Source organism: Shewanella sp. AC91-MNA-CIBAN-0169 (assembly GCF_040310165.1).
GTDB lineage: Bacteria > Pseudomonadota > Gammaproteobacteria > Enterobacterales > Shewanellaceae > Shewanella.
Genome location: NZ_JBEOPM010000016.1, coordinates 1 through 20,367, shown reverse-complemented (window position 1 = coordinate 20,367; position 20,367 = coordinate 1). Strand labels below are relative to the sequence as shown.

The window sequence follows — 20,367 nt, the reverse complement described above, 5'->3', positions numbered from 1 at the left end:
AGGTGTGTTTTATATATCATAAACAAAAAAGACAGGTGCTAAGCACCTGTCTTTTATTACTTATAATTTAAAACTTGCCTCTAACGCCTAGAGAATAGCGCGATCCGTTATCTTCAACCGAATAAATTTGGTTGGCGAAACGACCTGTTTGAACGAGCTCTTCTTCAGTGATGTTAATGCCTTCAACAAACACCGATACATGTTCAGTGATGTCATAGCTGGCGCTAATATCCCACTGGCCAAACGTTTCGGTATTGATTGGTTCACCATTAAAACCATTGTCTAGCTGACGTAAGAAGCCTTCGCGGTTGTTAAATGCAACACGGGCTTGGAAGTTATCTTGCTCATAGAACACGATTAGGTTTTGTGAATTACCTAAACCTTCAAGTGCGAAACTTTGAGTGCTGTTAGCATCTACTGTCACATTGCTATCAACCACAGTCGCGTTGGCGGTAACACCAAAGCCGTTGTCGAAGATATGAGTTAAGGCAACTTCATAACCAGTAATACGTGCTGATTCACCGTTACGAGGGCGGGTTACAGTGTACTGTTCTGACTGACCATTTAACTCTTCTGTTGTGCCAACAACTGGGTCAGAACATAAGTCTGAGTTAGCCGTGCTACAGTTAAAGTCTGGGCCAGTTCGGTCAGTCATTTGGTAAGTTTCATCACCCGTTAACGTCACGATAAAGTCGTCAACTTCTTTACTGAAAAATGCAAAGCTGAAGATGCTGGCGTCATCGTAATACCACTCGTAAGAGATATCCCAGTTTTCAGAACGGAACGGTTCAAGTGATGGATTACCACCGCTAGCTGTTAAGTTCTGACGACGTGGCTCGTTAAAGTTAGTCGCTGGAGATAGCTGTGACATGGTTGGACGGGTTAACGAGTCATACATGGCAAAACGTAGCACCATGTCGTCTTGTAGGTCTAACTTCACGTTTACGCTTGGCAACAAGTTTGAGTAAGTTGTGCCTTGAGTAATATTTGTCGCTGGACCGTATATGTTTTGGAACAATGTCGCATCACTGGTCGGTACTACGTCAGAAATATAACTCTGTACGGCACTGACTTCTACATCAGTCGTTGAGTAACGAGCCCCTAAATCAACCGTTAATGGCATATCACCTACGTCATACACAAACGTGAAGTTCATGTATAAGCTGCTGACATCTTCATTAATGGTATAGCGATTGTTTTGCAGTGTTGGGGTGATTGGATAACCTTCAGCTGCTAAATAATCGACCATAGCATCACCATCATAGGTGTAGAAGGTGTCGATTAAACCAGAGAAATAGTTATTCGCAGTATAGGGTCTGAAGTTAATGGCTTCATTGGGTGCAGGAGTACCATAACCACAGAATTGACACTGACTACCAAAAATCTGGTAACTGGATTTTTCACGCTCTTGACGGTATAGACCAAATTTCGCTTTCGTGAACACCAATGAATCAGGTGAATATTCGAAATCAGCTTTAAACTCAGTAATTTCATCTTCGTCAGTAAATTGATTACCTTTTTCGTTATAATGTAAACGAGAAAGGCCGGCATCAGGTAAGTTGCCATTTTCAAAACCACCATGGATAACGGTAGGGGTTCCACCCGTGCCATCAAATTCATAGCTGTTGGTCATACCGACAACGTTGAAACGGTCGCGGCCAGCACGATCGTTTTCAGCATTTGAGTTTGAAACATCAAAGTTAGCTTTTAATTGGTCTGTAATATCCCATTTAACATTTAAGCCGACACCGCTGTTTGTCACGTCGCGAGAGTTGCGAGTGTGCGACACAAAGTCAGTTGCTGGGTCGCCACTGCCTTGATGTAAACCAACATCTTGGCTAAAGGTTAATAAGGTGCCTGTTGCAGGGTCGATAGAGGCATTGCCAACGCGGTCTGGCTCAAACCATGATGCTAAATCGGTAACTTCAGAATCCACTTCAAATTTTGAAATAAAACCATCCAAGGTAATGCTGACGTCGTCAGACGGAGCATACTGGAATACTAAGCTACCGTTAGTACGAGTTCGGTCCTGTTGATCAACGATTTGGTCCCAGTTACGCGGAATATAAGCATTGGTAAACAACACGCCATCACGTGAATTGGAAATAGTTTGACCGCCACGCCAACCGGCGGTGTTGATTTGGTTAATTTGAACTTGGCGCTCTTGATGGCTTACGGCAAGTAATACACCCATAGTTTCATCATTGAAGGTGTTACTGATCAAACCTGAGACAGAAGGTGAAATTTCTTCTGAAAGACTTTCATACATTCCTTTCACAGAACCGACAAGTTGGAAGCCTGAATAATCAAAAGGACGCGCGGTAGTGACGTCGACCGTACCGCCAATACCACCTTCTTGCATGCTGGCACTGCTGGTTTTATAGACGTTAGCACCCGTAATTTGGTCAGCGGCTAAGATGTCGAAATTAAACTCACGACCAGCGCTATCTGTCGCTAATTGACGACCGTTAACCAATACTGTATTGAATTGTGGGCCAAAGCCACGAACCGTTACTGCCTGACCTTCACCACCACTTCGGTCAATCGATACACCAGTAATACGTTGTAATGATTCGGCTACGTTTAAATCTGGAAACTTACCTAAATCTTCGGCTGAAATACCATCCGACACAACCGAAGCAGATTTCTTATCGGCCATTGAATTTTTTAAACTGCTGCGTATCCCCTTTACAGCAATAACTTCTATTGTTTGTTCATTAGCTTGAGTTTCTGCTTCTGCTGCAGAGACGCCGTTAACACTTCCTAATGCCCCAGCAATGGCAAGTGCTATCGTTGTCCTCTTACCAAAAGTTGTGATTCCTTTTGTCGACATTTTTCTTCCCCCAGTTGATGTTGTTGCTTTTTTATAAAATCTTTATTTTTAATTAAAGCTTATTTATCTTATAAATATATTAATTGAGCTTAAATATCAACCTTTTCTTAACAAGTATGGTGTAATTTAATGATGAATTTTTAGACTAATCACTGACATCATGGTGATATACATTGCAATAAATAGTACCAAAACCTAAGGTTGTAAATGAATTTAGTCTTTGTAATTTAAAGATATTACTGTCATCGCTCAATGTTTATTCAGACAGTAATCAGACTGTATTTTTTGTGTTTATTACACTTTGGTATAGTTCATTTCTTGTAAAAAAAAACAGTCTGATAACAATCAAAACAATTTCAAAATGGTTATTTATTGCGGTGCAGATTTCATATCCCATGACATGCCTGTGGCATAGCGGTGGGCAAAACCTTTCCAGGCTGTCGTTGGATTGCCTTGTTGATCTTGCTCATTAGACTGAGCGCTTAATTGTAGGTATGAACACTTATCTTGTTGATTTTTAACATGGCAATCCATCATAGCTAATGCAAAGTGTTTATTGATGGTATTAAGCTGTGTCGTATTCCAGGCGGGTTCAAAATAGTGGCCTAAATCTATTTCATTTTGGTAAGCCACTTTAGGTGCTGGATGTGGGGCAATATTATGGCGAGCATTATGATAGGTGAGCATATAGGTATGTTCACCGCCAGTTTGCTGGTATAGCGATTGAATTCCTTTATAACCAGAAATATCATCAAGATCGCCAGCAACATACAGTGTTGGGACGGTTATTTTTGCTAATGCTACTGGGTCAAATAGTTGATGATTGCCTCCCCAGGGGGCCATAGCAATCATGGCTTTCCATTTAGGATCTACCGTTACAGGGGCTGTTTGGCCACCAGCACAGGTGTTGAGTAAAGTAATGGCACCATTGATAACATTTTGGTCTTTGCTGCCGGTAAAGGTAGCGGCAGTTTGTGGGTTAAATTGATAACAGCCGCCCACAGTGTTGACCGCACCATAGCCGCCCATTGAATAGCCAATTAAGCCTGATCGTTTCGTGTCGATAATGCGACTGACAAAATTGTCGCTGCCGGTAAAATAATCAAGGGCAAATTGTTGATCACGCGAACGATTTAATAATGTGCTAAAAAAACCGCTAAACGGAGCATTAACCATATCGACATCAGCATTAGTCGAGTCGGTGTGATCCAGTGCCGCAACAATATATCCGTGTGACGCTAGATGCTCAGCTAAGTAAAACATAATGGTGCGATAGCCAGTATAACCATGGGATAACACGATGAGTGGAAATGGCTGATCCGTTAATGCGGCCACTTCTGCGTCACGAGTGGCATTGCCTTGCAGTGAAAATGGTAATCCTAAACGGGTTTCATCATTATAAACGGCATTTAATACTGCCGGTTGGTTTTGCTTGGTCGCGGCAGTTTTGTTACTTGGGTACCACACCTCAATGTTGAGTTTTCGGTCTTCAGCTATTTGGGTTTTGGGATTAAATTGATTTTTATGAATCAAGTTAACAGTTTTAACACCGACTTGATAAAACCCTGTTTGCGCTAGCTCTGGCAACGCTTCCTTTGGCAGTGTGTTGGGGTAAAGCTGTTCGGCGACTAGAATGGTATTTTTTGTGTCACTGTCTGTTGCGTTTGCGGCAATGGCGCTTGAGTGGGTGCCTAAACATAACAACGCGATAGAAATAAGTGATTTGGTCATCATTAATGCTGTCCTTTTCAGTAATGCATGCTCTTCAGCATGGGCTGTAGTACTTGGTCATTTTTATTATGTAATGCGGGCGGGTCCTCAACCCACATCATTTTTTGTTATCGACTCATTTACAGAGTTACTGCGGAAACGTTTCTACGGTTAATCCTTTGCCTGCGGTGCAAACATAAATGTCCGCTTGCAAATTAAACTGCGCAAAATAGTGTTGCTCAACCGCTTGCTGAATAGCGGCTACGTCTTCATTACGGCATAAACACACTATCGCGCCGCCAAATCCACCACCGGTCATGCGTACGGCGCCTCTGTCTGCTAAAGCTTGTTGGCAAATTTGCACTAAACCATCGGTGGCAGGTACGGTCACTTCAAAGTCATGCTTTAACGATTGATGTGATGCGGTCATTAAAATGCGCAGTTGTTCGATGTTATTACTGGCTAAGGCTTGGGTTGCGGCAATGACTCGGGCATTTTCGGTGATCACATGGTGAGCTCGGGAGAATTCATTTGCGCTCATTTGTGGCTTAGTTTGCATTAACAACGCTAAGTCAGCATCGCGCAGGGTGGTTAAGCCCATTTTACTGGCGGCTTGCTCGCAGTCGATACGGCGTTGGTTGTATTCGCTGTCGACTAACTTTCTAGGGTAGTTAGAGTTAACAATAACAATCGATAAGTCTGTTGGAATGGTCACCGATTTTGTGTGTAAATTTTGGCAATCGATTAATAACGCTTGGTCTTGTTGACCTTTAGCTGAAATTAACTGGTCCATTATGCCGCACTGGCAATCCATAAAATCATTCTCGGCTTGTTGACCGAATAAGGCGATTTGCTCTTCGGTTAAATTTAGGCCGCAAACATGATTAAACATCCCTGCAATCGCCACTTCTAGTGCCGCCGAAGATGACAAACCACTGCCTTGCGGCACATTACTTTCAATTAATAAATCAACACCTTGTAGCTGGTGGCCAGCACGGTTAAGCACAAATGCAACCGCACGGATGTAGTTGCCCCATTGTGACTGACCAGCACTAATTGGTTGATTAACGTCAAAGCTTTCTTTTTCATTCGGATACATGGTTGATAGTACATTAACCGTGTTGTCATTTCGTATATGGTAAAAAACTTGAGTGCGGAAAGTGAGTGCGCAAGGTAATACGAAACCTTGATTGTAGTCGGTGAATTCACCAATTAAATTAACCCTACCAGGAGCACTAACTACCCCTTGTGGTAATGATGAAAACTGCTGCTGATAGAATGCCTGTAGCGCGTCGTTATTCATTATTGTTTCCTTGAGAGTAATGGATGTCGCTGGCATTTTGTAAAATTTTTGCAGCTGTTTCTGGGCTTAAATCGCGTTGACTTTCGGCGAGCATCTCGTAGCCGACCATGTGTTTTTTTACGGTGGCTGAGCGTAATAGTGGTGGATAAAAATGGCCATGTAAGCGCCAGTGACTATTGTCGTCAAGTTTGCTTGGTGCACAGTGCCAACCCATTGAGTACGGGAAGCTACAATTAAACACATTGTCGTATCGGGTGGTGAGTATCTTAATCGCTTGGGCTAAAGCAGTTGATTGCACATCGGTTAGCTCACCAAAATGGCGTACATCATCTTTGCATACGAGTAAGGTTTCAAAAGGCCATGCAGCCCAAAATGGTACAACCACAAGCCAGTGGTCATTTTGATAAACAACTCGCTCACCGTCGGCAATTTCATGTTTAACATAATCGCCGAGCAAATTGCCGCCATGATGTTGTTGGTAGTTACGCTGGTTGTCTTCTTCTAATTGTATTTCGGTCGATAAATGATTGTGAGCCCATACTTGTCCGTGGGGATGAGGTTGTGAACACCCCATGACTTCACCTTTGTTTTCAAAAATGTGTACACATGCATACTGAGCAGATAATTCGATGTAGTTCAGTTTCCAGGTATTAACTACATCATTGATCTCAGCCACGGATAATTCTGGTAAGGTTTTATTGTGCTTAGGTGAGAAACAAATCACTCGGCATTCACCCGTAGCCTGCTCTATTTCAAATAATGGATTGTCATGATTGAGCGCGGCGGAATGTTCGGTCACTTGTGACGTTAGTGCGCCAAAGTCGTTAGTAAACACAAAGGTTTTATCATAAGCAGGATTGATACTGTCGTTTGCACGATGATTGCCGGGGCATAAAGGGCATGTGTTATCGTACTCTGGTAAATTCGAAGGGGCATTTTTTTCTGTCGCACCTAACCAAGGACGATTATTTCGATGTGGCGACACTAGCACCCAATTACCTGTTAACGGATTTTTTCGTCTGTGGGTAAATTCAAACTGACTCATGGCAATCCCTTTCATCTATATGTGTCTGGAGCAATAACCAGAAAATGCATATTATTATCTCAATTGTACTGTTGATAAATGCTGCAAATTTAATTTATATGATAAATACTACTATTAAGTATTTTATTTAACAAGATGTAATCAATTTCGACAAGATCTTTCTAATTCAGCTTGTCAATTGACCGTCTGTCACTCTATGATGTTGCTAATATATATTATTTATCATATTTATTTTAGTGGTGGGATACGTAAATGGAAGCCGATAGAGAAATTGTTGATGTTGTCGTGATTGGTGGCGGCATAAACGGTGTTGGAATAGCGGCCGATGCAGTGGGGCGTGGTTTACGTGTCTTGCTGTGTGAACAGAATGACTTAGCGTCTGCAACCTCATCAAATAGCAGTAAACTGATCCATGGTGGACTTCGGTATTTAGAACATTATGAGTTCCGTTTGGTTAAAGAAGCATTAGCAGAGCGTGAAGTGTTGCTTAAAAAAGCCCCTCATTTGATCACTCCGTTGACATTTAGGCTTCCCCATCAGTCTCATTTACGTCCAGCGTGGATGATCCGTCTTGGGTTATTTTTATATGACAATTTAGCATCACGCGTCACTCTGAATGCGTCTAAAAAAATTAACTTCACACAAGATAGCCCATTAAAACCTGAAATTACTCAAGGGTTTGAATATTCTGATGCTTGGGTCGATGACTCTCGTTTAGTGGTATTAAATGCCCTTGCAGCGAAAGAGTTAGGGGCACAGATTTGTACTCAAACTCGCTGTATTACTGCCGAACGCGACAATGGTATCTGGAAACTCACCTTACAACATCAAGGGGACAAGTCATTACGTCAGGTGCATGCAAAAAGTATTGTTAACGCTTCTGGACCTTGGGTGTCGAGCTTATTTTCAAATGTATTAAAGCAGCCTTCACCACAAAAAATTCGTTTAGTAAAAGGTAGCCATATTGTGGTGCCTAAAATCCATCAACAGCCACACGCATATATTTTGCAAAATGTCGATCAGCGGATTGTGTTTGTGATCCCATTTGAAGATGACTTTTCTCTGATTGGTACCACTGATGTTGATTTTACCGGCGACCCTAAAGATGTGCGTATCGACCAGCAAGAAATTGATTATCTGATTAGCATTACCAATCACTATTTTAAAAGCACCATTAGCGAACAAGATATTGTGCATACGTTCTCAGGGGTGAGACCATTAATGGATGACGAGTCAGATTCGGCGCAGTCGGTGACCCGTGATTACACCTTTATTGTCGACGCCCCTAAAGATAAGGCGCCGCTATTGTCAGTGTTTGGCGGCAAAATTACGACATATCGAAAACTGGCCGAAGCGGCAGTCAATCGATTAAAACCTTTCCATCCTCAAATGGGGAAACCTTGGACAGCAACTCAAACGCTACCTGGTGGTGATTTTACTGATTTAGGTGATCTTAACCGGATTTATCAGCAACAATATCCTTGGATAAATACACGATCTATTAATCGTTTATTACGAACTTACGGAACCCGTACCCAATCCATTTTAAATGATGCTGCGAGCCGCGAGGCATTGGGGATTGATTTTGGTCATGGTTTATATCAAGCGGAAGTCGATTATGTTATTGCCAATGAATGGGCCAGTTGCAGTGCAGATATTTTATGGCGACGGACTAAGCTAGGTTTGCATTTTACTGAGGAACAACAGCAAGTACTGAGTGATTATGTCGCCAGTAAACAGGAAGTTGCACCGGCGGTTGTTTCTGATGTGAGTTAACCTTAACGTGTTAACACTAGCACCCAAAATGATAAAAAGTTTTTGGGTGTGTTTTATCTGCCATTGCTGTGATTTATGCTTGGTTGATATTGATACTACAAGGTGTGTCGACGATCCCAGTAACGTGATGCAACTGATAAATAAACACGTTACCCGATAATGGATAATCAACGAGTTGCTGTTGAGTCAGTTCAATACGTGATGTTGTCACAATTAACCAATCTAAATTTGGGCCACCAATGGCGACACTAGAGGGTTGTACAGCAGGTAAGATTAACTTTTCGACGATATGACCATCTGGATGATAACGTACCACGCTATGATCGCCCCATTGGGCATTCCACATAAAGCCATGCGCATCAATAGTTGAACCATCAGGAAATACATGATCTTCGGTGGTCGCAAACAAGGTTTTATCCGTTAATGTTTTGTGTGTTGGGTTATAGCGATATTGATGGATGCAATGTTTTTCAGAGTCTGCGTGATACATAATGTTACCGTCAGGGCTCCAACACAAACCATTAGAGATCAAAATATCTTCAATGGTTTTATGGCATTCACCGTGGTTATCTATCCGGTACAAGTTGCCTTGTTGATGTTGATCATGACGGGTTTCAACCATGGTTCCCGCCCAAAAATGTCCACTGCGATCGGTGCGGCCATCATTAAAACGGTTACCTTTCTGTGCAACTTCAGGTTGGCTAAGCCATGTTAATGCATGTGTATCGAGATGATACAGTGCAAAACCTTGCTCAAAGGCGACAATTAACTGAAATGTTTGCTGTTCTGCTAAAAACGCAAAGCTGCCAATACGATAGGGTAAACTGTATTGATCGTGCAGCTGAGTCTCGACACTGTATTTGTGAATTTTTCCTTGTATGATATCGATCCAATAAATGGCTTGTTGTTGTGGGTGCCATAAAGCATTTTCACCCAAATCATTTTGTGATGGGATAACCTGTATAAGATCGCCGATGCTCTGGGTTAGTGTATTATTCATCTGTCGAATGATGTGCGTGTTGGTACACAACATTAAATCCTGCCAATGTCGCGTCTGTAACATCCCATAATGTTGTGTTGATATTACAGTGATGTAACACTTCAACAAAACATTGGCTTAAGTGAGGTGGACCAATAATCGCCACTGATTCTAATTCTGTTAATTGCCACTCTTGCGCGCTCATCGCTGCGCGAACATCACTTCCTATCAATAGTCCTGATAAATACGCATGTGCTTGTTTGGTTGAGAAATCCTCAAAAAGCTGTTTACTGCGGACGCTATATAATCCGTGATAAAAATTATCGTTAGTAGATGACAAGATAAAATCAGCACCGTCAATAAATGCGCCAAAATCAAATTCTAAATCTGATACTTTTTCTTGGATCAATACGCTGTTAGATGACAATAGGTCATACAGTTCACCGGTTAGCGCAGTTTTGAATAAAATGACTTTACCTTCTTCAATTAGCACCCATTTAGTATGGGTTCCAGGCAAGCATACAAGATGTCGACCAACTAGATGCTGTGGAGCCATCGCAAGCCAGCCCAGTAAATGAAATTCTTCTCCACGCATCGAGTCATGGAGTTGGTTATAAAGCTGGCAACTTAATCCTGGGAATATGGTGACTTGATGACCTTGACTGTCAAAGCGCGCCCCGGCAGAGATCACCTCTTGGGGCGAAATAGGACAAGCAAGATATTGGGTTTCTTTCCAGCCAATGCTTGAACCTATTTGACCTATCATCAATATAGGTAGTTTTCCAAAACGATTAGCCCAAGGCGCAATACTGTCCATTAGTGTGGTTTCAAAATCAGTTTGAATTTTCTTCACGCCGACATTATTGGCTTGTTCAAGCACTATTAATGGTTTACCGACTTCGGCTAAACATAGATAAGCACGTAAATGGCTTGTGCCCCAATCGACAGCAATAAAATGTTGATATTTAGCAAGCAAGCTAAGCTCTCCCACCGTCAATATTGATACACTGACCGGTGATCAATTCACTATTGTTTGAGGCTAAAAACAGGGCGAGTTTGGCAACATCTTGAGGGGTGATTCGGCGTTTTAATGCCATCGCATCAGTCCATTTTTGCTCTTCTTGTTCTGTTAGCCAACTGGCCAGCTGCTTTTCGGTGGCGACCCAACCGGGCAAAATGGCATTGACACGAATACCAGATTCTCCAAACTCACGCGACAATGAGCGTGTCATACCAATTAAGCCTGCTTTTGCTGTCACGTAGCCAGTCATTTGTTGTGAGCCTAATAACGCGGTGATTGAACTGAAATTAATAATGCTACCGGAATGCTGTTGCTTCATTAAAATATAAGCCGCTTGAGATGCAAAAAAAGCAGGGTCTAAATTAATTTGCATGCACTTATGCCAATCATGGGCTGAAATCGTTTCGACATCTTGGCGCGCATCATTAGCGACATTATTTATCAGTACGTCAAAACGGCCAAAGTGTTGACCAACATCTCTAATGGCTTGTTGTAATGATTCGGAATCGGTGGCATCGACAGCGCGAAACCAAATTGATGAAGCATCAATTTTGGCCATTTTGCTAAGTAGATTGGCTGCTGTTTTATGATCGATATCAATAAAAGCCACTTTAGCTTGTTGATGTATGAAGGCTTCGACCATAGATGCGCCAATACCACTGGCGCCGCCGGTAATAAAGATGACTTTGTCTTTCAAGTCTTGATATTGGGTTAACAAACTCACTTATAACGCTCCAAACCTACTTTTTATGATTATGGTTAACTAGCGGTATTTGTTGGATTTAATGATTAATCCGAAAAATAATGATGATTATTATGTCTATTTCTAACATTAACACCACTGAAAACAAAGTTATATCGTAATTGCGTTTAAATATGATATAACAGATTTATGTACTGAATATTGGACAGTAAAAGCATGAATAATTCTCCACGTCAAAATTTAACACATCAATTAACTCACGATTTGGGCATTGCCATTGTAAAAGGGGTTTACCCTGTTGGCGAAGGTTTACCCTCTGAAGCTGATTTGTGTATTGAATATGATGTTAGCCGTAGCTCAACGCGTGAAGCGGTAAAAATGCTGTCTGCAAAAGGCCTTATTTCATCTCGGCCTAAACAAGGCATTCGGGTGTTGCCTGAAAGTAATTGGAATATGTTTGATACCGACGTATTAAAATGGATTTTAAGCAGTAAACCGTCATTGTCTTTACTGAAAGAGTTTACTCAAGTGAGGGTTGCGCTAGAACCGCAAGCGGCGGCACTTGCAGCAATGAACGCATCTGATGAGCAATTAGCGTCTATCGAGAAGGCACTCGAACGTATGGTTGAAGCTGAACAAGGTTTAGATGACCCGTTAGAAGCTGATATTGCATTTCATACCAGCATCCTAATCGCCAGTGGTAACCGTTTTTTTGTGCAATTAACCGAGTTTATTGGTACCGCACTCAGGGTGAGCATTCGTTACACCAACAAGATAAAAGGCGTGCCGGGTGCGGATGTGAAAAAGCATGCCGAAATTTTTAATGCGATTAAAGCGCGCAATCCTGAATTATCTAAAGCAGCTGTTTCAATGATTTTAGATGAAGCACTTGAGCTGATTGAGTTGAAGTTGTAGTCGGTCGAAACAATCATAAAAAGAGCACCTAAAGGGTGCTCTTTTGCTTAATGGGGATAAATAATGTGCGCTATAAAGAGGCGCGCGATAAAGTATTATTTCACTTCATTTAACTCAAAAATCAACGACGTTTGTGGGAAAGTAATCGGCAACTGCATGCCAAAGGTCATTAATGCTTCACCACTAAAGGTTTGATTGTCTGTCATGGCTAATACAGACGGTGAGTAGAATGAAAATCCGGCCGGCCAAATTAGTGATAGTTGATAATCTCTGTCGGCATCTAATCCTGCAAAATGATATTTTGGCGGATTAGTTCGTTGGGTCTCTTTGACGCTGTTGTAAGCAAACAAAGCTTGGGTTTGGTTTGTATTAACAATACCAAAGTTGATTGAGTCGCCATCGCTGTTTAATCGTACCAACTTGCCACTGTGAATTAACTGACGATGCTGTTTGTGCAGTTTGATTATTTGCTGTAACTGCTCACGTTCATCATGGGTTAACTCTCGAGGATCCATTTCAATCCCCATGTGGCCAAAGAAAGCGACCGCGGCTCGCATGGCAATATTGATGTGTCGCCCGGTAATGTGACAATCGCGCGGGCCAACATGCGCCCCCATCACTTCTGCTGGGAAAAAGAATGAACAACCACGTTGAATGGTGAGTCGATCTAATGCGTCATTTGAATCTGAAGTCCATACTCGATCAGTGTGTTGTAATACACCGTAATCAACTCGCGCACCACCAGAGGAACAACTTTCAATTTCAATGTGTGGATGACTATCTTTAAGGCGCTTGATTAAAGCATAAGCGGCTTTAGTTTGTTGATGTACTGCCGGCTTACCCAATAAATTACCTGCATGATTGAGGTCGCGGTTCATGTCCCATTTGAGGTAGAGAATTTGTGGGTATTCAACCAAGATATCGTTAATCGCATTAAACAGATAGTCAGTCACGTCTGGGTTCGTCATGTCTAGCACTAGCTGTTTTCTAAATTGTAGCTGCTCGTTACCTTGGGTTTGCAGCGCCCATTCAGGGTGGTTGCGATATAAATCGCTGTCTGGATTAACCATTTCAGGTTCAAACCATAAACCAAATTCCATGCCCACGTTATTAACATGATCAATCAGTGGTTGCAGTCCGTCTGGGTAAATTTCACGATCAACAGTCCAGTCACCTAAACCGGCAAAGTCACCACGGCGACCTTTAAACCAGCCGTCATCGAGTACAAATCGTTCTGCGCCAATGTCAGCCGCTTGGGTCGCTAATGATTGTAAAACAGCAACATCATGGTCAAAGTAAATTCCTTCCCAAGTGTTGTAGTGCACTGGGCGTGGCTTTAGGCGTACCTTTTCAGTGATAAGTGATTGACGAACATACTGATGGAAGCAATGAGATAAGCCACTAAAACCGTCATTAGAATAGGCTGTATATAACGTTGGGCTGATATAAGACTCGTTAGGCGCGAGTATCATTTCACCAGGCATTAATAATTCACCTAATTGGGCATAACTGCGGCCTTCTGCAAGTAACTCCGCTCGCATTTTATGGTTGCCACTCCAACCTAAATGAAAACCATAACACTCACCGCCTTGTTCATGGGTGAGTTTGTTGTGCATTACCATGCCTGGGAAATTGTCGTGTGAGGTTTTACCTTTACGGTTTTCACGCACAAAGCTGCCTAAGAAGGTATCAAAAGACTTGCGTTGGAATTCGTTCGACCAACGGCCTTCAAACGACATTACTTGGTCAATATGCAGAGGCATTGGAATGGTTGGCGCTGCACACCAATTCACATTAACTGAGGTTTGGCCTAAATTGGTTAATTCTGTTGTCGCACTGAGTACGTCACTGCGTGGGTTAAGCTGTAAGTGATGCTTAACGCTTAGCTGACGTAGGGTATCTACTGACTCGAAATACACTTCGTTTTCATTCGGTTGGTTCACTTGTGTTAGTGCACCACCAATTGACCATGCAATGTTGTTATCAAAAATTTCAATGCCAGGTGCACCGGTAAAACCTTCACCCATTAACGGCGATAATGAAATAGGCGCTTCAACAACAACTGAGCATTTAGCTTCTTGTCTGGTGCTTAACCGTTTCATCATGTCAAAGCTGGTCTTTTCAGATAACTTTTTACCAAAATACAAAATGGCAGGAGTCTTGTTTAAGCAATCAACGATCAAGCTAGTATGTTGGCCATTAAGCAAAACGAACTGGGGATGTGACATGATATTGTCCTTGATTGACGTTTTTGTGTTTATACACACTGATTAAGCATACATATTCGAATGTGTTGGATTGAGCCAGCAACATTCTGCAGTGTGTTAATGATGTATTCGGATTATTTTAAAATACTATATATCATATAAATACTAGGTTAGTATATTGATCGTCATTAAAAATTGGTTAAATAACCCCGTAATTTTGCTTATGACAGTAGGGTAGAACCTTAACAATATCCTATGTTCGAGCCAACGGTTTTACGCACTATATATTGGAGATTAACATGTTAGGAGTTTGCTACTACCCTGAGCATTGGCCTGAATCTATGTGGCAACAAGACGCAAAAGAAATGCGTCAGCTTGGATTACAGTATGTGCGTATTGGCGAGTTTGCGTGGTCTAGAATTGAGACCCGTGATGGCGAGTATTCTTTTGAGTGGCTGGATCGTGCCATTGAAACGTTAGCTAACGAAGGGCTGCAAGTGATTATGTGCACGCCAACGGCTACGCCTCCTAAATGGTTAATCGACAAATACCCAGACATTTTACCTGTCGATATTAAAACAGGTACTACCCGTGGCTTTGGTTCGCGCCGTCATTATGATTTTTCAAGTGATAACTACTTTCGTGAAGCAATGCGTATCTCTACCGTTATTGCACAACGCTATGGTAAACATCCTGGCATCTGTGGCTGGCAAACGGACAACGAGATTGCTTGTCACGATACTACTCATAGTGGCTCATTGGTGGCTAAGTCAGCATTTCAACAGTGGTGCAAAGCCTATTATCACAACGATATTGAAAAGCTCAATACTGCCTGGGGTAATGTTTTCTGGTCGATGGAATATCAAGATTTTGAACAAATCGAATTACCTATTCTAGCGGTAACTGAAACCAATCCTGCTCATCAACTGGCTTACCGTCGTTTTAGTTCTGACCAAGTGGTGAAATTTCATGATGCAATGGTTGAGATCATTCGTGCTCATGCGCCAAATCGTTTTGTAACCCATAACTTTATCCCGTTAGTCGATACTCAAGCCGATAACTTTGCATTAGCCAAAAACCTCGATTTTGTCAGTTACGACAATTACCCGCTCGGTCGTTCAGATATGTTTTTTAAACATATGCCAGCAGAACAATTTAAACCGTACATGCGTACCGGACACCCTGACTTTTCAAGTTACTCGTTTGACCAAAGCCGTGGTGTGAGTAATAAAAACTTTTGGGTAATGGAGCAGCAACCTGGTCCAGTAAATTGGGCGCATCACAACCCTCGTCCTGAAAAAGGCATGGTTAGACTGTGGTCATGGCAGGCGTTTGCCCACGGTGCAGATTGCGTTTGTTACTTCCGTTGGCGCCAAGTGCCATTTGCGCAAGAGCAAATGCATGCAGGCATTAAACGTAACGATAATTCGAAAGCTGCAGCTTGGGCTGAAGTTGAGCAAATGCGTGACGAGTTGGCCAAAGTCGATTTTACCATTAGCGATCCAGTACAAGCGAAAGTGGCTATCGTGACAGGTGCTAACAGTCAGTGGGTGACCGAGATTGAACGCCAAGGTGACAGTTACAATCATCAACGCGTTGAGTTTGCTTATTACTCGGCATTACGTCAGTTAGGGTTAGCTGTAGATTTTGTCTCTGTAGATCATGATTTGACACAGTATGCTTTAGTTGTCGCACCGTGTTTACCGATTGTGCCGCAAGCCTTTGTTGATAAATGTCAGCAAGCCAACGTACATTTGGTTATCGGTCCTCGCTCAGGCAGCAAAACGGATGAATTGTCATTAGTGTCTACGTTAGCACCGGGAGCATTCCAAGTTTTAGTTCCTGTAAGAGTATTATCAACTGAAACCATTCGTCCAGACTGCAGTGAAGTATTGCATTTTAATGGGGTTGAGTTTGAAAGCCAGTGCTGGCGAGAAGAGCTAGAACTCGGCGATGGTGTTGATGTGGTGGCGACGTATCATGATGGTAGTCCTGCTGTGGCTCGTCATCAAAATACTAGCTATGTAGCGACATTGACCTGTGATGGATTCTTACTCGAGTACTTTAAAATACTAGCAGTAGAGTTAGGGTTAACCATATTAGCGTTACCTAATGATATGCGTGTGGTTAAGCGTGGTCAGTATGCTTACTTGTTTAACTATGCCGGTTATCCGCAAACTGTGCCTAGTGAGTTACAAGGGCAATACGTTTTAGGCAGTGCAAACCTTGCTGCTTACGATGTTGCTATCATGAAACTCGCATAGTGTAGCAACAAGTATATGTTAGTAAGATTATGGCCATCAATCTGGCCATAATCTTAGCTCACAAGCTGAATTGACTCTGTTGTTATCTCAGCTTGTTGCATCTTTTTCAACTCAATGTTTTTCCACACCTTGTCATGAAAGTAGAACACAACTGTATTAACGGCAGGTTCAAGCAGGGCAATGGTACCACCGATAATAATGCTACCGGTTAATAGGTAGGTAATCGTAAAAGCGACACTGAAGTGTAAAATGGCAAAGCTAATAGTCTTTTTCATGATGAATCCCCTGTTTGATTTGTTTAAATGATAACAGTTATCATTATCAAGTAAAGAGGGTTAATTCGATTATTGCAAATGAAAATTTCGATTACGTTTATTATTTTTAATCTTGAAAAAAATAAAGACCCTAAGTAGGGTCTTTCATAAAGTTAATCACATGAATAAATGCAGTCTATAACATCAGGTGTTGAGATTAGTAATGCCAAGGAAAACGTGAAAAGTCTTGATCTCGTTTTTCTAAAAAGGCATCGCGACCTTCTTGAGCTTCTTCACTCGCATAGGCTAAGCGTGTTGCTTCACCAGCAAACAGTTGTTGGCCTACTAAACCATCATCAGCCATATTGAAGCCATATTTAAGCATACGCATTGCCGTGGGGGATTTAGAGTTAATCTCTTTGGCCCAAGCTAAGGCTTCAGTTTCTAGTTCGGCATGTGGAATGGCACGATTTACCATACCCATGTTAAATGCCTCTTCTGCAGAGTAATTAAACCCAAGAAAGAAGATTTCGCGGGCTCGCTTCTGACCAATCATCTTGGCTAAATAAGCACTGCCATATCCGGAGTCAAAGCTACCTACATCAGGGTCGGTTTGCTTAAAAACAGCGTGTTCTTTTGACGCCAATGTTAAATCACAAACCACATGTAAACTATGTCCACCACCCACAGCCCAGCCAGGTACAACCGCAATGACCACTTTAGGCATGAAGCGGATCATTCGCTGCACTTCTAATATATGTAGGCGCCCCATTCGAGCTACATCAGGAGTACCTTCTTCAGCACCTTCATATTTATAGCCATCTTTACCACGAATACGCTGATCGCCACCTGCGCAAAATGAGTATTGACCTTTTGCTGATGGTCCATTTCCTGTAATAAGTACACAACCTACATCGGACCATTGTCTAGCGTGGTCTAGAGCCATATAGAGTTCATCTACTGTTTTAGGACGAAATGAGTTAAGGCAATCAGGCCTGTTTATTGCGATACGCACCGTGCCTTGGGATTTTGCCCGGTGGTAAGTGATGTCTTCAAAATTGAATCCTTCGACAAGATTCCATAACTCAGGGTCAAAGATGTCAGATACTGATTCAGTTTGTGATGGTGTCATAAAAAAACCTAGCCCCTATTGCAGATATTACACAAAGGCTAGGCTTATTTGATACTTAGGTCAATTCGTTAGCATAAAATCGTTAACGAGCACAAGTTATTAGATTTTATCGCAAATAAATTGCAAATTTTCTGTTGAAAAAACAGGGTGGCGAGCACTACTATGGCAGTATTCGATTTTAAACTCACTAATGGCTTCGTTACTGGTAAATACACCATCTAATTCACGAATTTCAATTGTCGATAAACGCTTATAAATTTCCTCTTTAACTTGTGGAATGTGCTTATCGATTTTAATGATTTTTGTACCCGTCATCGAATCAAGCTTTTTATCTGCCTTAGTAAACATCGTTTTAATGTCATTAATTGGCTTATCAAGCTTGTCTGTTTCTGTCGCGGAATAATAAATAATCCCCGCGATTATTGCTAATCCTATCCAGCCTCTCATCTTTTTATCCAATAATGTGTTATTACCTATATAATAAGCTAGTTATCGTTCAATATTAAAGCAGTAAGGCTGTAACATGACGACAGAATCCAACTCCAAGGACTTTTCCAAACAACAACGTATTCAAATCCATCAACCTGATGCTAGTAAAGCAGACAGCTTCAATCCGCGCAACCGTATTTACGTAAGAGCTGTCGATGGCTTATGGACAACCTTACGACGTTATATGGGTTGGATAGCCATGTTATTTTTCTTACTTCTGCCTTGGTTACCCTGGGGAGACCGTCAAGCCGTTTGGTTTAATCTTGCTGAGCAAAAATTTCACGTCTTTGGTTTAACTATTTGGCCACAAGATCTCACCTTGCTTGCCGCACTCTTTATGATAGCCGCATTTGGGCTGTTTTTCGTTACCACTTATCTCGGTCGAGTGTGGTGTGGCTATACTTGCCCACAAACCGTGTGGACCTTCATCTTTATCTGGTTTGAAGAAAAATTTGAAGGCGCGCGTAATAAACGTATCAAGCTTGACCAAATGCCGTGGAGTGTCAATAAACTCTGGCGTAAAACAGCAAAACATACTTCTTGGTTATTAATATCACTATTAACAGCCACTACGTTTGTATCCTATTTTGTTCCAAGTCGTGAACTCTATATTGACTTCTTTACCCTTAATGCTGGTGGCGGGATATATTTTTGGGTGGTTTTCTTCACTATTGCTACTTACGGTAATGCCGGATGGATGCGTGAGATCATGTGTATTCACATGTGTCCCTATGCCCGCTTCCAAGCTGCCATGTTTGATAAGAATACCTATATAGTAGGCTACGACACCCAACGCGGTGAAACCCGTGGTCCTCGTACACGTAAACAAGATCCTAAAGAGATGGGTTTAGGCGACTGTATTGACTGTGACTTGTGTGTACAAGTGTGCCCAACTGGAATCGATATTCGTAATGGTCTGCAATATGAATGTATTAACTGTGGTGCTTGTATCGATGCATGCGATAACACAATGGAACGCATGGGATACGACAAAGGGTTAATCAGTTACACAACAGAAAACAAACTTGATGGTGTGCAAGAAAAGGTATTGCGACCTAAGTTAGTGGGTTACGGTGTGGTACTCACGGTGATGATATTAATATTCATATATGCCAGCGCAACGATTGCACCTGTTCGTATGGATGTTATTAGAGATAGAAACTCACTTTATCGAGAAAACAACCAAGGCAATACAGAGAATACCTTTACGATTAAAATTCTCAATAAAACAGAACAGCCGCAAGAATATGAGCTAAGCGTCGAAGGATTGCCTAATGCCAGATGGATTGGCCCACAGCATGTATCGATAGAAGCGGGTGAAGTATTAACCTTACCAATTAGTATTGCTGTTGATCCTATTGAGTTGAAGAGAAGTATCACCAAAATCGATATCAAAATAACTGCGCAAATAGATGGCAGCCCAATAGAAATAAAACAGGAAACTCGATTCTTTGGTGATTAGAACTGAGTGAAATAGCCGAAAAAGGGACGGATAGTCCCTTTTTTGTTCTTTTCGATTGAAAAAGCACCTCTCGGTCATGTTTTTGCAATATTTAGCCTATTTATGCTTGCACAAATAATTAAGCTCCCTATAATGCGCAACCACTGACACGGCATACGTCGCTGGCAGGTTGTAAGGTTCAAATTGAAGTTTACAACGGCGAAAAGAAAGTTTGAAAAAACACTTGACGCCAACCCGGGAAAGCGTAGAATACGCACCCCAAGCCAACGACCTA

15 protein-coding genes are annotated in these 20,367 nt (G+C 41.9%); 4 read left to right on the top strand and 11 right to left on the bottom strand.

Annotated features, from left to right (window positions below):
• Positions 1-67: 67 nt before the first annotated feature.
• The 4 genes from AAEY98_RS14185 to AAEY98_RS14170 form a co-directional block, all read right to left on the bottom strand.
• Positions 68-2,833 carry a TonB-dependent receptor gene (locus tag AAEY98_RS14185; protein ID WP_351017711.1) on the bottom strand — a complete coding sequence of 922 codons (2,766 nt, stop codon included), beginning with the start codon at positions 2,831-2,833 and terminating at the stop codon, positions 68-70.
• Between the two features lie 369 nt (positions 2,834-3,202).
• Positions 3,203-4,564, bottom strand: coding sequence for an alpha/beta hydrolase family protein (locus AAEY98_RS14180; RefSeq protein WP_502959649.1), 1,362 nt, complete (start codon positions 4,562-4,564; stop codon positions 3,203-3,205).
• Between the two features lie 127 nt (positions 4,565-4,691).
• Positions 4,692-5,846, bottom strand: a complete 1,155-nt coding sequence (galK, locus tag AAEY98_RS14175; RefSeq protein ID WP_351017705.1) for a galactokinase — start codon at positions 5,844-5,846, stop codon at positions 4,692-4,694.
• Positions 5,839-6,891, bottom strand: a complete 1,053-nt coding sequence (locus AAEY98_RS14170; protein ID WP_351017702.1) for a UDP-glucose--hexose-1-phosphate uridylyltransferase — start codon at positions 6,889-6,891, stop codon at positions 5,839-5,841. The genes galK and AAEY98_RS14170 overlap by 8 nt, the downstream gene beginning before the upstream one ends.
• A 252-nt stretch (positions 6,892-7,143) precedes the next feature.
• On the opposite strand from AAEY98_RS14170, the gene glpD reads away from it, so the two are divergent.
• Complete coding sequence (gene glpD, locus AAEY98_RS14165) at positions 7,144-8,667, top strand: glycerol-3-phosphate dehydrogenase (protein WP_101087326.1); 1,524 nt, start codon at positions 7,144-7,146, stop codon at positions 8,665-8,667.
• A gap of 73 nt (positions 8,668-8,740) precedes the next feature.
• On the opposite strand, the gene AAEY98_RS14160 is transcribed toward glpD, so the two are convergent.
• The 3 genes from AAEY98_RS14160 to AAEY98_RS14150 are packed head-to-tail and all read right to left on the bottom strand — an operon-like array spanning position 8,741 to position 11,391.
• Positions 8,741-9,667: an SMP-30/gluconolactonase/LRE family protein gene (locus tag AAEY98_RS14160; protein ID WP_101087325.1), complete on the bottom strand. Its 927-nt coding sequence runs from the start codon at positions 9,665-9,667 to the stop codon at positions 8,741-8,743.
• Positions 9,660-10,622: a 2-dehydro-3-deoxygalactonokinase gene (locus tag AAEY98_RS14155; RefSeq protein ID WP_351017699.1), complete on the bottom strand. Its 963-nt coding sequence runs from the start codon at positions 10,620-10,622 to the stop codon at positions 9,660-9,662. The genes AAEY98_RS14160 and AAEY98_RS14155 overlap by 8 nt, the downstream gene beginning before the upstream one ends.
• Position 10,623: 1 nt before the next feature.
• Complete coding sequence (locus AAEY98_RS14150) at positions 10,624-11,391, bottom strand: SDR family NAD(P)-dependent oxidoreductase (RefSeq protein WP_254439841.1); 768 nt, start codon at positions 11,389-11,391, stop codon at positions 10,624-10,626.
• Positions 11,392-11,586: 195 nt separating this feature from the next.
• On the opposite strand from AAEY98_RS14150, the gene AAEY98_RS14145 reads away from it, so the two are divergent.
• Positions 11,587-12,285, top strand: a complete 699-nt coding sequence (locus AAEY98_RS14145; RefSeq protein WP_101087323.1) for a FadR/GntR family transcriptional regulator — start codon at positions 11,587-11,589, stop codon at positions 12,283-12,285.
• Positions 12,286-12,380: 95 nt separating this feature from the next.
• Here the strand turns inward: AAEY98_RS14145 and AAEY98_RS14140 are convergent, their stop codons facing one another.
• Positions 12,381-14,513 (bottom strand): alpha-galactosidase, encoded by a 2,133-nt coding sequence (locus AAEY98_RS14140; protein WP_192116424.1) that lies wholly within the window; start codon positions 14,511-14,513, stop codon positions 12,381-12,383.
• Between the two features lie 278 nt (positions 14,514-14,791).
• Here AAEY98_RS14140 and AAEY98_RS14135 point away from each other — a divergent pair, with 278 nt between their 5' ends.
• Complete coding sequence (locus AAEY98_RS14135) at positions 14,792-16,756, top strand: beta-galactosidase (RefSeq protein WP_351017696.1); 1,965 nt, start codon at positions 14,792-14,794, stop codon at positions 16,754-16,756.
• 53 nt (positions 16,757-16,809) lie between these two features.
• On the opposite strand, the gene AAEY98_RS14130 is transcribed toward AAEY98_RS14135, so the two are convergent.
• The 3 genes from AAEY98_RS14130 to AAEY98_RS14120 all read right to left on the bottom strand — a co-directional run bounded on the left by AAEY98_RS14130 (position 16,810) and on the right by AAEY98_RS14120 (position 18,589).
• On the bottom strand, positions 16,810-17,031 hold the full coding sequence (locus tag AAEY98_RS14130) for a DUF2061 domain-containing protein (protein WP_101087320.1): 222 nt from the start codon (positions 17,029-17,031) through the stop codon (positions 16,810-16,812).
• 196 nt (positions 17,032-17,227) lie between these two features.
• The gene (locus AAEY98_RS14125; RefSeq protein ID WP_101087319.1) at positions 17,228-18,142 is read right to left on the bottom strand and encodes a 1,4-dihydroxy-2-naphthoyl-CoA synthase; all 915 of its coding nucleotides are present in this window, start codon (positions 18,140-18,142) and stop codon (positions 17,228-17,230) included.
• 99 nt (positions 18,143-18,241) lie between these two features.
• Positions 18,242-18,589, bottom strand: coding sequence for a hypothetical protein (locus AAEY98_RS14120; protein WP_335692757.1), 348 nt, complete (start codon positions 18,587-18,589; stop codon positions 18,242-18,244).
• 76 nt (positions 18,590-18,665) lie between these two features.
• Between AAEY98_RS14120 and ccoG the strand changes: the two genes are divergently transcribed.
• The gene (ccoG, locus tag AAEY98_RS14115; RefSeq protein WP_101087317.1) at positions 18,666-20,093 is read left to right on the top strand and encodes a cytochrome c oxidase accessory protein CcoG; all 1,428 of its coding nucleotides are present in this window, start codon (positions 18,666-18,668) and stop codon (positions 20,091-20,093) included.
• The last annotated feature ends 274 nt before the right edge of the window (positions 20,094-20,367 follow it).